10 protein-coding genes and 1 pseudogene are annotated in these 13,080 nt (G+C 68.3%); 3 read left to right on the top strand and 8 right to left on the bottom strand.

What is annotated here, in order from left to right:
• The coding region (locus ACE3TL_RS14420) for a TonB-dependent receptor domain-containing protein (RefSeq protein WP_374579374.1) at positions 1–1,831 on the bottom strand (1,831 nt) is incomplete at its 3' end.
• 273 nt (positions 1,832–2,104) lie between these two features.
• On the opposite strand from ACE3TL_RS14420, the gene ACE3TL_RS14415 reads away from it, so the two are divergent.
• Positions 2,105–3,604 (top strand): ArnT family glycosyltransferase, encoded by a 1,500-nt coding sequence (locus ACE3TL_RS14415; protein WP_374579375.1) that lies wholly within the window; start codon positions 2,105–2,107, stop codon positions 3,602–3,604.
• On the opposite strand, the gene msrA is transcribed toward ACE3TL_RS14415, so the two are convergent.
• The 5 genes from msrA to ACE3TL_RS14390 form a co-directional block, all read right to left on the bottom strand.
• Positions 3,573–4,163, bottom strand: coding sequence for a peptide-methionine (S)-S-oxide reductase MsrA (gene msrA, locus ACE3TL_RS14410; protein ID WP_374579373.1), 591 nt, complete (start codon positions 4,161–4,163; stop codon positions 3,573–3,575). The two genes, ACE3TL_RS14415 and msrA, sit on opposite strands and share 32 nt — an antisense overlap.
• 114 nt (positions 4,164–4,277) lie before the next feature.
• Complete coding sequence (locus tag ACE3TL_RS14405; RefSeq protein WP_374579372.1) at positions 4,278–4,919, bottom strand: 3-oxoacid CoA-transferase subunit B; 642 nt, start codon at positions 4,917–4,919, stop codon at positions 4,278–4,280.
• 1 nt (position 4,920) lies between these two features.
• Complete coding sequence (locus ACE3TL_RS14400; protein WP_374579371.1) at positions 4,921–5,655, bottom strand: CoA transferase subunit A; 735 nt, start codon at positions 5,653–5,655, stop codon at positions 4,921–4,923.
• 187 nt (positions 5,656–5,842) lie between these two features.
• Positions 5,843–7,669, bottom strand: a complete 1,827-nt coding sequence (locus ACE3TL_RS14395) for a monovalent cation:proton antiporter-2 (CPA2) family protein (protein WP_374579370.1) — start codon at positions 7,667–7,669, stop codon at positions 5,843–5,845.
• A gap of 109 nt (positions 7,670–7,778) precedes the next feature.
• Positions 7,779–8,450, bottom strand: a complete 672-nt coding sequence (locus tag ACE3TL_RS14390) for an OmpA family protein (protein WP_374579369.1) — start codon at positions 8,448–8,450, stop codon at positions 7,779–7,781.
• Between the two features lie 81 nt (positions 8,451–8,531).
• On the opposite strand from ACE3TL_RS14390, the gene ACE3TL_RS14385 reads away from it, so the two are divergent.
• Positions 8,532–9,467 carry an isopenicillin N synthase family dioxygenase gene (locus ACE3TL_RS14385; protein ID WP_374579368.1) on the top strand — a complete coding sequence of 312 codons (936 nt, stop codon included), beginning with the start codon at positions 8,532–8,534 and terminating at the stop codon, positions 9,465–9,467.
• A gap of 65 nt (positions 9,468–9,532) precedes the next feature.
• On the opposite strand, the gene ACE3TL_RS14380 is transcribed toward ACE3TL_RS14385, so the two are convergent.
• Together ACE3TL_RS14380 and ACE3TL_RS14375 are read right to left on the bottom strand one after the other, a co-directional pair.
• Positions 9,533–10,762 carry a TetR/AcrR family transcriptional regulator gene (locus ACE3TL_RS14380; RefSeq protein WP_374579367.1) on the bottom strand — a complete coding sequence of 410 codons (1,230 nt, stop codon included), beginning with the start codon at positions 10,760–10,762 and terminating at the stop codon, positions 9,533–9,535.
• Positions 10,763–10,839: 77 nt separating this feature from the next.
• Entirely contained in the window at positions 10,840–12,279 is a 1,440-nt protein-coding gene (locus ACE3TL_RS14375; RefSeq protein ID WP_374579366.1) for a short-chain fatty acyl-CoA regulator family protein, read from the bottom strand.
• Positions 12,280–12,428: 149 nt separating this feature from the next.
• Between ACE3TL_RS14375 and ACE3TL_RS14370 the strand changes: the two are divergent.
• Positions 12,429–13,080: pseudogene (locus ACE3TL_RS14370) on the top strand (hypothetical protein); the annotation flags it as partial.

Below are 13,080 nucleotides of genomic sequence, written 5' to 3'. Positions count from 1 at the left end.
CGTCCATCGAATAGGTGTCGAAGCGCACGCCGGCCAGGACGTCGAGGTTCGGCAGGATCTGGATCCGGTCCTCGGCATAGAGGCTGGTCAGGCGATAGTCGAACTGCGCCGCGCCCAGACGAGCGGTGCCCAGAGCGGCCGGGACCGTGCCCGCGGTCGGATCGACCCCGCCGGTCAGGGTGAAGCCGGAGGCCACGCGATTCAGATAGTCCGCATAGCTGGCGAAGCTGTAGGACCCCAGCGAGTTGGCCACGAAGACGTTGAAGACCTCGTCCTTCTCGGTGCGCAGGCCGGCCATGAAGTCATGCACGCCCAGGTGATAGCGGGCGATCGCCTCGAAGGTGTCGACCTTCACGTTCAGATAGTTGTCGTGACGGTTCAGGTCCGCGCCGAAGCGGATCTGCGCGGCGCCGCCCCCGGCCGCGACGCCGGCCAGGTCGTTGACGGTCACCGTGGTCTCGCCGACGCTCAGCCCGCCCAGCGGCAGTTGCTGGGTGTCGGTCTCCTTGCGGGAGAAGCGCAGTTCGGTGGAGAAGTTCTCGGTCCACTGCGAGTTCAGTTGCGCGGTGTAGACCGTCAACTCTTCGATCTTGTTGTAGTCGTTGGTGTCGAGGCCGATCCGCGGCTGGGTGACGCTGTTGCCCTGGGCGAAGGTCGAGGTGACCGAGCCGTTCAGCGAGTTGCCCACCGTGCTCTGCCAGGTGAACTCGGCGCGGTGCTGGTCGGTGATGTTCCAGTCGATCTTGACGAGCTTCTTCTCGTCCTCGACCGGGAAGGCGCCCGACAGGAAGGTGCCCGGATCGTAGTTGTAGATGCGCTTGGTGTCGTTGCGGAACAGCTCGATGGCCTGCGGGGTGAGGCGCGGGATGATCACCGAGGCGCCCGAGCCGGCCGGACCCTCGTCGAAGCCCAGTTCGCCCTCGAACTTCTCATAGGCCAGGAAGAAGAACAGCTTGTCCTTGATGATCGGGCCGCCCAGCGTGGCGCCCCAGGTCTTCTCCTCGAACTCCGAGCCGGCCGGCTGGCCGCGCACGGTGTCGCCCTGGAAGTCGCGGCCGCTCTTCTCGGCGAACAGCGAGCCGGAGAACGCGTTGCCGCCCGACTTCAGCACGGCGTTGATCTGACCGCCGGTGAAGCCGTTGTTGATCGGGCTGTAGGGCGCCACCGACACGTTCACCGCCCCGACCGCATCCAGCGGGAAGGGCGAGCGTTGGGTCGGATAGCCGTTGTTGTTCAGGCCGAAGTCGTCGTTCTGGCGAACGCCGTTGACGGTGAGCTGGTTGAAGCGGGTGTTCGTGCCGGCGAAGGACAGGGCGTCCTGGTTCGACACGTCGATGCTGGCGAAGGGATCGAGGCGGGCGATGTCCTTGATGTCGCGGCTGATCGACGGCAGCGATTCGATGACCGCCGAGGAGAAGTTCGTGGACGGACCACCCTGGCTCGGCGCGGCGACGGCGCCGGTCACGACCAGTTCGGCGACCTCGGCCGAACCGGCGCGGTACATGGCCAGATTGACGTTGGCCGGATCGCCCACGCCGACCGACTGGACGGTCACCTGGCTGCGCTCGAACTCCGGCGCGGTGGCCGCCACGCGATAGGGGCCGCCGACCCGCAGGCCGCGCGTCGAGAAATAGCCGTCGGCGCCGGTCACCGAGGTCGCGGTCGCGCCGGTCGGGACGTGGGTCACCGTGACCGTAGCGCCGGCGACGGCCGCGCCGGCCTCGTCGGTCACCTGGCCGCGCACGGCGCCGGTGGTTTCCTGCGCATAGACCGCGCTGGACATGGCGCACACGAGCGCCGTCAGAGCCGCGCCGCCGGCGAGCCTGTTCATCATTCGCATTGAGATCCCCTCATCCATCGACGCGGGATGGAGCCCAGCCCAGTCCCACTCTTGGGCGCCCCTATAGCGTGGAAACCCCGCCTTTGGGTGACGGATTCGTGACGATGGGACCACCCTGGATCGCCCGAAGTTCATTTGTGGAAAGCTGTCGCTTTACAGACACGCCCGCAGGCGCAAGTTTCCGCCGACATCGCGCGAGAGGGCCCCGTGGCCGACCCCATCCCGTCCGTTCACGGACCAGACCGTCACTGGCGCGCCGTCGTCATGATCACCGTGGCGCTGACGGCTCTGCGGCTGGCGGCGCTGTTTGCGACCCCTCTGGAGCTCTACCCCGACGAGGCCCAGTACTGGCTTTGGTCGCGGACGCTCGATTGGGGCTATTATTCCAAGCCGCCGATGATCGCCTGGCTGATCTGGGGCACAACGCATGTCGGCGGCGACGCCGAGCCCTGGCTGCGGCTGTCGGCTCCGCTGCTGCACGCCCTGACCACGCTCTGCGTCTACGGCGTCGGGCGGCGCCTCTATGGCGCGGCGACCGGCTTCGCCGCCGCGGCCCTCTACCTGCTGATGCCGGCGGTGCAACTCTCGTCGCTGGTGATGGCCACCGACGCGCCGCTGCTCGCCTTCCTGACCCTGGCGCTGCTGGCCTATGTGGAGCTTCCGCACGCGGCGGGCCGCCGGCGGCTAGGCCTCGCCGCCGGCCTGGGCGTGGCGATGGGCCTGGCCTTCCTCTCGAAATACGCCGCCGTCTACGGCCTGATCGGCGTCGGCCTGCATCTGGCGCTGTCGCGGGAAGCGCGCACGGTCTGGACGCCCGCGACCGCGGCCCTGGCGATAGGCTCGGGCCTGCTGACCCTGGCGCCGAACCTTGCCTGGAACGCCGCCCATGGCTTTGCGACGGTGCAGCACACCGCCGCCAACGCCGCCTGGGGCGGGCGCCAGCTCTTCAACTTCGCCGAGCTGGGCGACTTCGTCGCCTCCCAGTTCGGGGTGTTCGGGCCGATCCCCTTCGCCGTGCTGATCGGCGGGACCATCCTCTTGGCCGCGCGCCGGCGGCTGCGGTCGCAGGACGTGCTGCTGCTGTGCTTCGCCCTGCCGCCGCTGCTGATCGTCACCGGCCAGTCCTTCATCAGCCGCGCCAACGCCAACTGGTCGGGCGCAGGCTACGCCCCCGGCGCCATCCTGGTCGCCGCATGGCTGCTGCGCTGGCGGGCCAGGGGCTGGTTCATCGCCGCCCTGGCGACCCAGGCCGCTGTCGCCGTCGTGTTCCTGGCCTGCGTGCTGAACCCGGCCTTCGCCGACCAGGTGGGCCTCGCCAACGCCTTCAAGCGCGCCAAGGGCTGGGAGCAGATGACTGAGGCCATCGCCGAACGCGCCCTGCGCGAACCGAAGGGAAGCCTCGATGCGGTGGTGGTCGACGACCGCTTCCTGTTCAACGCCGCCGCCTATTACGGCCGCGACTATTTCGGCCTGGGCGGCGAGCCGCCGCTGCGCATGTGGGTGCGCGAGACCCATCCGCAGAACCAGGCCGAGACGGTCGCGCCGCTGACCGCCGCCTATGGCCGCCGGGTGCTGGTCGCCAGCCTGGACGAGGTCTACCAGGCCGAGGTGATGAACGACTTCCGCAGCGTCTCCAGCCGCGAGATCGTCGGGGTGCGCCTGGACCGCAAGCGCAAGCGGACCGCGGGCCTGTTCATCGCCGAGGGCTTTGCGCCGGCGCCGCGCGATCCGGTCAGCGGGAAGCCGATCCCCAGACGGCCTTGAGCGCGCGGTCGCGCCCGCAGCCCAGGCGATAGGCGTTGTAGCTGGCGGGATTCCGGCGCGCGTAGTCCTGGTGATAGGCCTCGGCCTTCCAGAACGGCGAGGCCCGCAGCACCTTGGTCGCCACCGGCCTGCCGAGGGTCTTGGCGACCTGCGCCTTCACCTCGGCCGCCGCGGCCCGCTCGGCCTCGGTCGTGACGAAGATCGCCGTGGTGTAGGCATGGCCGCGGTCGCAGATCTGCCCGCCGGCGTCGGTGGGATCGATATTGTGGAAGAAGCCGTCGACCAGCCTGGCGTAGGTGGTCCTGGCCGGGTCGTAGGTGACCTGCACCGCCTCCAGGTGGCCTTCGTGGTTCTGGTAGGTCGGGTTGCGCCGGTCGCCGCCCGAATAGCCGGAGACGACATCGGTGACGCCGGGCAGTTTCTCCATCGCTTTTTCCACCGACCAGAAGCAGCCGCCGGCGAACACGGCGGTCCGGAGCTGGGCCGACTCGGCCGCCTCCACCGACAGCAGGCTGGCGACCGCCGCCAACACGGCGACGGAGCGGATGGTCCTGGACATGGCGCCTCACCTTTCATGCGCCGGCCGTTCGGCCGACCCTGGATGATACGCAAGCAAAAGGCGGCCGGATGCCGGCCGCCTTTCAAATTCCGGAGGTCGGAAAATCCCGTCCGGTCAGACCGCGACCTCGAACGCCGCCTCGGTCTTGGCCTTCACCTCGTCGACGGTGACGCCGGGCGCCAGTTCGATCAGCTTCACCGGGCTCTTGCCGCGGCCGATCTCGAACACGCCCAGTTCGGTGATCAGCAGGTCGACCACGCCCGCGCCGGTCAACGGCAGGCTGCATTGCTTCAGCAGCTTGGGCGCGCCCGACTTCTCGCAATGGTCCATGACCACGACGACGCGCTTTACGCCCGCCACCAGATCCATGGCCCCGCCCATGCCCTTGACCATCTTGCCGGGCACCATCCAATTGGCCAGGTCGCCGCTTTCCGACACCTGCATCCCGCCCAGAATCGAGAGCGCGATGTGACCGCCGCGGATCATCCCGAACGAGTCGGCGCTGGAGAAATAGGACGAGCTCGGCAGTTCGGTGATGGTCTGCTTGCCGGCGTTGATCAGGTCGGCGTCCTCCTCGCCCTCATAGGGGAAGGGGCCCATGCCCAGCATGCCGTTCTCGCTCTGCAGCGTCACGTGCATGCCCTCGGGAATATAGTTGGCGACCAGGGTCGGGATGCCGATGCCCAGGTTCACATAGAAGCCGTCGCGCAGTTCCTTGGCGGCGCGGGCGGCCATTTCGTCGCGGGTCCAGGCCATCTTACGCGCTCGCCTTTTCTTCGCGGGCCGAATCTTCCTTGGGTCGCGTCGTCACGCGTTCGATGCGCTTCTCGTAGACAGCGCCCTTGATGATGCGGTCGACGAAGATGCCGGGGGTATGGATGTGGTCCTTGTCGATCGAGCCCACCGGAACCAGATTCTCGACTTCGGCGACCGTGACCTTGCCAGCCGTGGCCATCATCGGATTGAAGTTCCGCGCGGTCTTCCGATAGACGAGGTTGCCCTCGGCGTCGCCGGTATGGGCCTTGACGATCGAGAGGTCGGCGACCAGGCCGCGCTCCATCACATAGGTCTCGCCGTCGAACTCGCGGACTTCCTTGCCTTCGGCGACCAGGGTGCCGACCCCGGTCTTGGTGAAGAAGGCGGGGATGCCGGCGCCGCCGGCGCGGATGCGCTCGGCCAGCGTGCCCTGCGGGTTGAACTCCAGTTCCAGCGCGCCTGACAGGTAGAGCTGCTCGAACAGCTTGTTCTCGCCGACATAGGACGAGATCATCTTCCTGATCTGGCCGCTCTCCAGCAGCAGGCCGAGGCCGAAGCCGTCGACCCCGCAGTTGTTGGACACCACCGTCAGGTCCTTGACGCCGGTCTCCCTGATCGCGGCGATCAGGTTCTCGGGAATGCCGCAGAGGCCGAAGCCCCCGGCCATGATGGTCATGCCGTCGAAGAGCAGCCCGGCCAGGGCCTCCGCGGCGTCGTTACGGGTCTTTCCAGCCATAGCGCCCCTTTACGCTGCAAGGCCCCCTTTGAGAACGGGGGCGCACGAAAAATTTCACCGGATGGAGAAGAAGCCTAGAGCGCGTTAGGGCGAGGTGTGGGCGGTTCGCCCGCCCAAACGCGCTCTACATGCTTGATTTAGAGCCCTTTTCAACGGGTTTGGTGATTCCACCAAACCCTAAAGGGCTCTAGGCCGCCGGCTGTTTCGGAGGCTTCTCCAGCACGTCGGCCGCCTCTTCATTGAGCGCCTGGGCGTCCTTGCGCGGCACGGAGAACGGCTCGGGCGTCGGTGTCGGCATGTTGCCGCGCATCAGCCAGCGGCCCTCCGCCAGTCCGCCGACGACCTGCAGCTCCAGGCGCTCGTTGTCGCGGCGGCGCACGTCGCGGACGATGTCAGCGGCCTCCACCTCGTCCACCCCGAGCTGGATCAGCACGTTCTTCCCGAAGGTCAGGGCCGATTCGAAGGTCTCGCGGAGCTGGTAGTCCACGCCCGCCTCGATCAGCCGCAGGACATGGCCGCGGTCGAAGGCGCGGACGAACAGCTTGGCCAGCGGGAACTCTGCCTTCACCAGTTCGACGATGCGGTCGGCGACCTCGGGCTTGTCGACGCAGACCAGGATGGCCTCGGCGTTGGCCGCGCCCGAAGCGCGCAGCACGTCCAGCCGCGTGCCGTCGCCGTAATAGACCTTGAATCCGAAGGACCCGGCGGCGCGGATCATCTCCACGTCCGTCTCGATCAGCGCCACCTCCATGCCGCGGGCCAGCAGCGGCTGGGAGACCACCTGGGCGAAGCGGCCGAAGCCGATCATCAGCACCCGGCCTTCCAGGTTGGCGGCGACCTCCACCCCGTCCATCGACTCCTTGGGCGCAGGCATCAGGCGGCTCAGCACGATCACCACCAGCGGCGTCAGGGCCATGGAGAAGATCACCACCGCCGTCAGGGACGCGCTGGTGCGCGCATCGACCACGCCCGCCGCCACCGCGGCCGAATAGAGGACGAAGGCGAACTCGCCGCCCTGGGCGAACAGGGCCGCCCGCTGGATCGCCTCGCGATGATCGGCCTTGAAGAGGCGCGCGACGACGTAGATGCCGACCGCCTTGACGCTCATGAAGGCGAAGACGCCGACGGCGATCAGCCCCCATTCCGCCGCCACCACCGACAGGTCGAGCGACATGCCGACGCTGAGGAAGAAGAGGCCCAGCAGAATGCCGCGGAACGGTTCGATGTCGGCCTCGAGCTGGTGGCGGAAGGTCGATTCCGACAGCAGCACCCCGGCGAGGAACGCGCCCATCGCCATCGAAAGCCCGCCCCACTGCATGAAGAGCGCCGATCCCAGCACCACCAGCAGGGCGGCGGCGGTCATGATCTCGCGCGCGCCCGTCCTGGCCAGGATCTGGAAGAAGGGATTGAGCAGCCAGCGCCCAGCCGCGACCACCACGGCGATGCAGCCCAGGCCGATCAGCAGGCCCTGCCAGGCCGGACGCCCCGTATCGGCGACGGTTCCGTTCATCGAGGCCAGCACCACCACCAGGGCCAGCAGCGGCACGACCGCCAGGTCCTCGAGCAACAGGATCGACACCGCCCTCTGGCCGGCGTCGGTCGAGGTCTCGCCCCGCTCGTCCAGCATCTTCATGATGACCGCGGTGGACGAGAGCACGAAGCCGCTGGCGCCGATCACCGCGGCGGCGGGCGGCAGGCCTCCCAGCATGGCCACGCCCGACAGCAGCGCGCAGCACAGCAGCACCTGGGCCGCGCCCAGGCCGAAGATCTCGCCGCGCAGGCTCCACAGCTTGGCCGGACGCATCTCCAGCCCGATCAGGAACAAGAACAGCACGACCCCCAGCTCGGCGACGTGCAGGATCGCCTCCGGGTCGCTGAACAGCTTGAGCCCGAACGGCCCGATCACCACCCCGGCGGCGAGATAGCCCAGCACCGAGCCGAGGCCGATCTTGCGGAACACCGGCACGGCGACCACGGCTGCGGCCAGGAGGGCGACCGCGTGCCCAAGATTCATTCCCGCCGCCTCGGCCGCCATCTGCTTTCCCACGCCGCGGCCGGGCGCCTCGCCCAGCCGTCGGCCAATGTGGGGTCAGAACCTCAGCCGGCGCAACCGGCCCGGAGCGTCAGCCGGTATAGGGCCGCAGGACGATCTCCACCCGGCGGTTCTGGGCGCGCCCGGCCTCGGTCGAATTGTCGGCGATCGGCTGGGTCGATCCGCGGCCCTCGACATAGAGCCGGTCGCGCAGCAGACCGCGATTGATCAGGTAGCCGGCCACCGCCGAGGCGCGGCGCTCGGAAAGGTTCTGGTTGTACTCGGCCCGGCCGGTGGAGTCGGCGTGGCCGATCACGTCGACCAGGGTCTGCGGATAGGCGTTGAGGCTGCGCGCCACATCGTCGAGCGCGCCATAGAACTGCGGCTGGATGTCCGAACGGTCGAAGCCGAAAGTCACATCGGCCGGCATCTGCAGCACGATGTTGTCGCCCTGGCGCTGGACGTCCACGCCGCTGCCGGCCAGCTCGCGGCGCAGCTCGGCCTGCTGGCGGTCCATGTAGTTGCCGACGCCGGCCCCGGCCAGCGCCCCGATGCCCGCACCGATCAGCGCGTTCTTGCGCCCCTGCTCGCTGCGGTTGGTATTGGTCAGATAGCCCAGCGCCGCCCCGCCCAGCGCCCCGGCGATGGCGCCGGTGCCGGTGTTGTTGCGGACGACCTGTCCGGTGTAGGGGTCGGTGGTGGTGCAGGCGGCCAGCGCCCCCGCGCCGACGATACACGCCGCAAGGGCGGTCCAGTTGCGCATCGATGATCTCCTTACGAGGTTTCCGGTGCGAACGCGCCGCCTACGGTCAAGGTTCCCACTCCGATGGGCGAAGGATACGACGTGACGACCAGACGCATCGAGCCGGTCTCGTTTCAGCGCTTCGCGACCGACTTCGACGGTTTTTCCGCCGATCTCGGCGGCTCCTTCGCCCGCTACGGCTTTGCGGTGATCTCCGACCACCCGCTGGAACAGGCCCGCATCGAGGCGGCGACCGCCGCGGCCAAGGCCTTCTTCGCCCTGCCCGACGCCGTGAAGCGCAGATATGTCGCAGGCGTCGGCGGCCAGCGCGGCTACACCCCCTTCGGCGTCGAGACCGCCAAGGACGCCAAGCACTTCGACCTCAAGGAATTCTGGCACATGGGCCGGGACCTGCCGCAGGGCCACCCGTTCCGCGCCCTCATGCCCGACAATGTCTGGCCAGACGAGGTTCCCCAGTTCCATACCGAGATCGCCTGGCTGTTCGGGGCCCTGGACGCCATGGGCCGCAAGGTGCTGGAGGCGATCGCGGTCTATCTGAAGCTCGACCGCCATTTCTTCGACGCCACGGTCGACGAGGGCAATTCGATCCTGCGGCTGCTGCACTATCCGCCGGTGCCGCAGGACGGCCCCAACATCCGCGCCGGCGCGCACGAGGACATCAACGTCATCACCCTGCTGCTGGGCGCCGAGGAGGCCGGGCTGGAGGTGCTGGAAAAGGACGGCGGCTGGCTGGCGATCAATCCGCCGCCCGGCGCCCTGGTCTGCAACATCGGCGACATGCTGCAGCGGCTGACCAACCGCGTCCTGCCCTCGACCACGCATCGGGTGGTCAACCCGGCGCCCGAGCGCCGCGGCTTCCCGCGCTATTCGACGCCGTTCTTCCTGCACTTCAACCCGGACTACGAGATCCGCACCCTGCCGGGCTGCATCACGCCCGAGCATCCCGACCAGGGCTGGGCGCCGATCACTGCCGATGCGTTCCTCATGGAACGCCTGCGCGAGATCAAGCTCCTGTAGGCGCGCCTTGAACGTGTAGAGCGCGTTCGGGCGGGCGAACCGCTCACACTTCGCCCTAACGCGCTCTAGCGAACGAAGATCCCCATCAGCAGCGGCCGGGCGAAGACCGAGGGCGCGGCCTTCTGGGTGATGCCCGGCACCCAGAAGCCGAGCTCGGCGCCGGCGTTGAGCGTGGCGTTGAGCATCTGGGCGGCGATGGCCGGATCGACCGGCCGGATCGAGCCCTCGGCGATGCCGTCCGAGATCATCGAGGCGAAGCGGTCCGACACCCGGTCGGAATGGGCGACCTGCTCGCCGCGGATCGGCTCGGGCAGCGCCGACAGCGCCGAAACCCGCAGCAACGGTCCGTAGTCGGAAAGCTGGTACTCGGCCAGCGCCGCCGCGGCGCTGGACAGCCGCAGCCATTGGTCGCCGGGCAGGGTCATGGCCAGCCGCTGCACCCGGCGCATCACCTCGAAGGTGCGGTCGAAACAGGCGACCACCAGGTCGTCCTTGGCGTCGATGTGATGATAGAACGAACCCTTGGTGACGTTCAGCGCCGCCGAGATCTTGTCGACCGACGCCCCGCGATAACCACGGCTGTTGATGAGCCGCGTGGCCGCCAGCAGGAAGGTGTCGCGGTTGATCTCCTGCGGCTCGCAGGCGGCCAGCTCGGCCAGCGGCGCGTGCGCCGGGCTCCACACCGCGCCCTCGACCGCCAGGCCGCCGACCAGGATGTCGAACATCCGCTCGCGGATGCGCGGATAGTCCTCGACGTCGTACTTGGGCAGCCAGGCCGCCGACCAGAAGAGCTGTTCCAGCAGCATGTGGGTCCGGGCGGTGCGCCGGCCGCGGCTGAGCCAGGCGGTGTCAGGCCCGTCGAACAGGGTCCGGACCTTGCGGAACAGCTTCACATAGGCCTCGAACACCTCGCCCCGGCGCGGCTCGTTCAGGGCGCGCAGGTCGGCCAGGGTCGGCAGCGGCGGAGCCTGCCCCAGCACGGCCAGCCGCACCCGCTCCAGATAGAGCTCCAGCAGCCGGTGCAGGCGCTCGCGCGGGGCCGGCTCGGCCACCGCGGTCTCGGCCGCCTCCTGCAGCCAGGCGACGCCGCGCGCCATGCAGGCGGCGGCCAGATCGTCCTTGCGCTTGAAATAATAGGTGACGCTGGTCGTCGAGAGGCCGACCGCCGCAGCCGCGTCGGCCAGGGTCAGCCCCTTCACGCCCTTCTGGTTGAGGATGGCGATCGAGGCGTCGAGGATCGCCTCGCGCTTCCTGCGGAAGCGGTCGGTCGCGCGCGCGCCCTTGCGTTCAGCCATGCAGGTCCCTGCCATCCCCTTCAGCCGCCCCGTCTTCAGCCGCCCTGTCTATCGCAAGCCCTGCGCGGTGCAAGGCGTCAGCCCGACGCGAAGGGATAGGGCGAGATCGACTTGGTGAAGTCGTCGACCGTCAGTGTGCGGTTGATCGGCTCGGCCGCGCGCTGGGTGCAGGCCGGGCGCTCGCAGATCCGGCAGGCTGGGCCGATGGCGGTGATCGCCGGCTCGCGCAGGTCGATCCCGCGGGAATAGACCAGCCGCTCGGCGAACTTCAGTTCGCAGCCCATGCCGATGGCCAGCTCGGAATCGTCGCCCGCATAGGGCGTGGCGATCCGCGCCACCGTGCGCGACAGGGTGAAGTAGCGCTGGCCGTCCGGGGTCTCGACGATCTGTGTGACGATGCGGCCGGGCGTGCGGAAGCTGGTGTGGATGTTCCAGCGCGGGCAGGTGCCCCCGAAGCGCGAGAACGGGAAGGTCGCGCCCGCGAACCGCTTGGAGATGTTGCCGGCCGAATCCACCCGCAGCATGAAGAACGGCACCCCGCGCGCGCCGGGGCGCGAGAGCGTGGTCAGCCGGTGGCAGGCCTGCTCGAACGACACCCCGAAGCGCGAGCGCACCAGTTCGATGTCGTAGGCCGTGCGCTCGGCCGCCTCGTGGAAGGCGCCGTAGGGCATCAGGATGGCCGCAGCCAGGTAGTTGATCAGCGACACCTTCAGCAGGCTGCGCGTCGGCCCGTCCGGCGGTCCGGCCCGCTCGACCAGGGTGTCCAGCAGCGGTCCGTTCTCCAGGATCGCCAACTGGTAGGCCAGGGAGAACGAGCGGCCGTCCGCGGTCAGCACCTCGGACAGGAACAGGCGCTTGCGGTGATAGTCGTAGCGTCGCACCGACTCCGGCAGCACCTCCAGCGGCACGATCCGCACGGTGACCCCGTGGCGCTTGGCCAGCCGCTCGCGCGCGGCCACGGCGAAGTCCAGCGGCTCCACGCCCAGTTCGGCCACCAGGCTGTCGGCCGCCTCCTCCAGCTCGGCGAAATAGTTCTTCTGGGCCTGGATGAAGTCGCGCACCCAGTCCGAGGGCAGCACCGACGACCCGGCCGCCGCCCCCTCCTCCGGCCGCCCGATGGCGCCCAGGTCGGTCAGGGCCCGCTGGTCCAGATAGGCGCGGTAGAGCCGCACGATCGCCTCGGAAACGCCGGGCGCGCTCTCGGCCACCTCGGCGATCTCGTGACGGGCCACGCCCAGGTCGCGGAACATCTGGTCGGAGAACACCTCGGCCAGGCCGGTCGCCCCGCCGCCCTCGGGATCGGTCGACAGGGTCTTGAGGTCGAGATCGTAGGCCTCGGCCAGCCGCAGCAGCACCTGGGCCGTCACCGGCCGCTGGTTGCGCTCCAGAAGGTTCAGATAGCTGGGAGAGACGCCCAGGTCCTCGGCCATCCGCGTCTGGGTGAGGCCGAGATCCCGCCGCAGCCGCTTCAACCGCGCGCCGAGAAACAGCTTCCGATCCGTGGTCGAGACCGCCATGGAGTCTTACTGTCACAGATTTACAAGATTTACAAGGTCGCGCTGTGACAACTGAGCCTTGTTGCATCGCGTTAACCCTTCATCCCAAGCCGGACAAGGATTAGATGGCGTCAACGGCTGTCACAGGCCAAGGCAACGGAAGAGTCGAGATGTCTTACCAAGACCATATCATCGAGATGAGCCAGCTCATCAAAAGCAAGAACGGGACCTGGGACGGCATCAATCCCGAATCCGTCGCCCGCATGCGCCTGCAAAACCGGTTCAAGACCGGCCTGGAAATCGCCAAGTACACCGCCGACATCATGCGCAAGGACATGGCGGCCTACGACCTGGACGCGGGCAAGTACACCCAGTCGCTGGGCTGCTGGCACGGCTTCATCGGCCAACAGAAGCTGATCTCGATCAAGAAGCACTTCAAGTCGACCGACCGTAAGTACCTCTATCTGTCGGGCTGGATGGTCGCGGCGCTGCGCTCGGAATTCGGCCCGCTGCCGGACCAGTCGATGCACGAGAAGACCTCGGTCCCGGCCCTGATCGAAGAGCTCTACACCTTCCTGCGCCAGGCCGACGCCCGTGAACTGGGTGGCCTCTATCGCGACCTCGACGCGGCCCGCGCGGCCGGCGACAAGGCCAAGGAAGCCTCGATCATCGACCAGGTCGACAACTTCCAGACCCACGTCGTTCCGATCATCGCCGACATCGACGCCGGCTTCGGCAACCCCGAGGCGACCTACCTGCTGGCCAAGAAGATGATCGAGGCCGGCGCCTGCGCCCTGCAGATCGAAAACCAGGTCTCGGACG

Source organism: Phenylobacterium sp., assembly GCF_041920015.1.
GTDB lineage: Bacteria > Pseudomonadota > Alphaproteobacteria > Caulobacterales > Caulobacteraceae > Phenylobacterium.
This window is presented reverse-complemented; position numbering and strand designations above follow the sequence as displayed.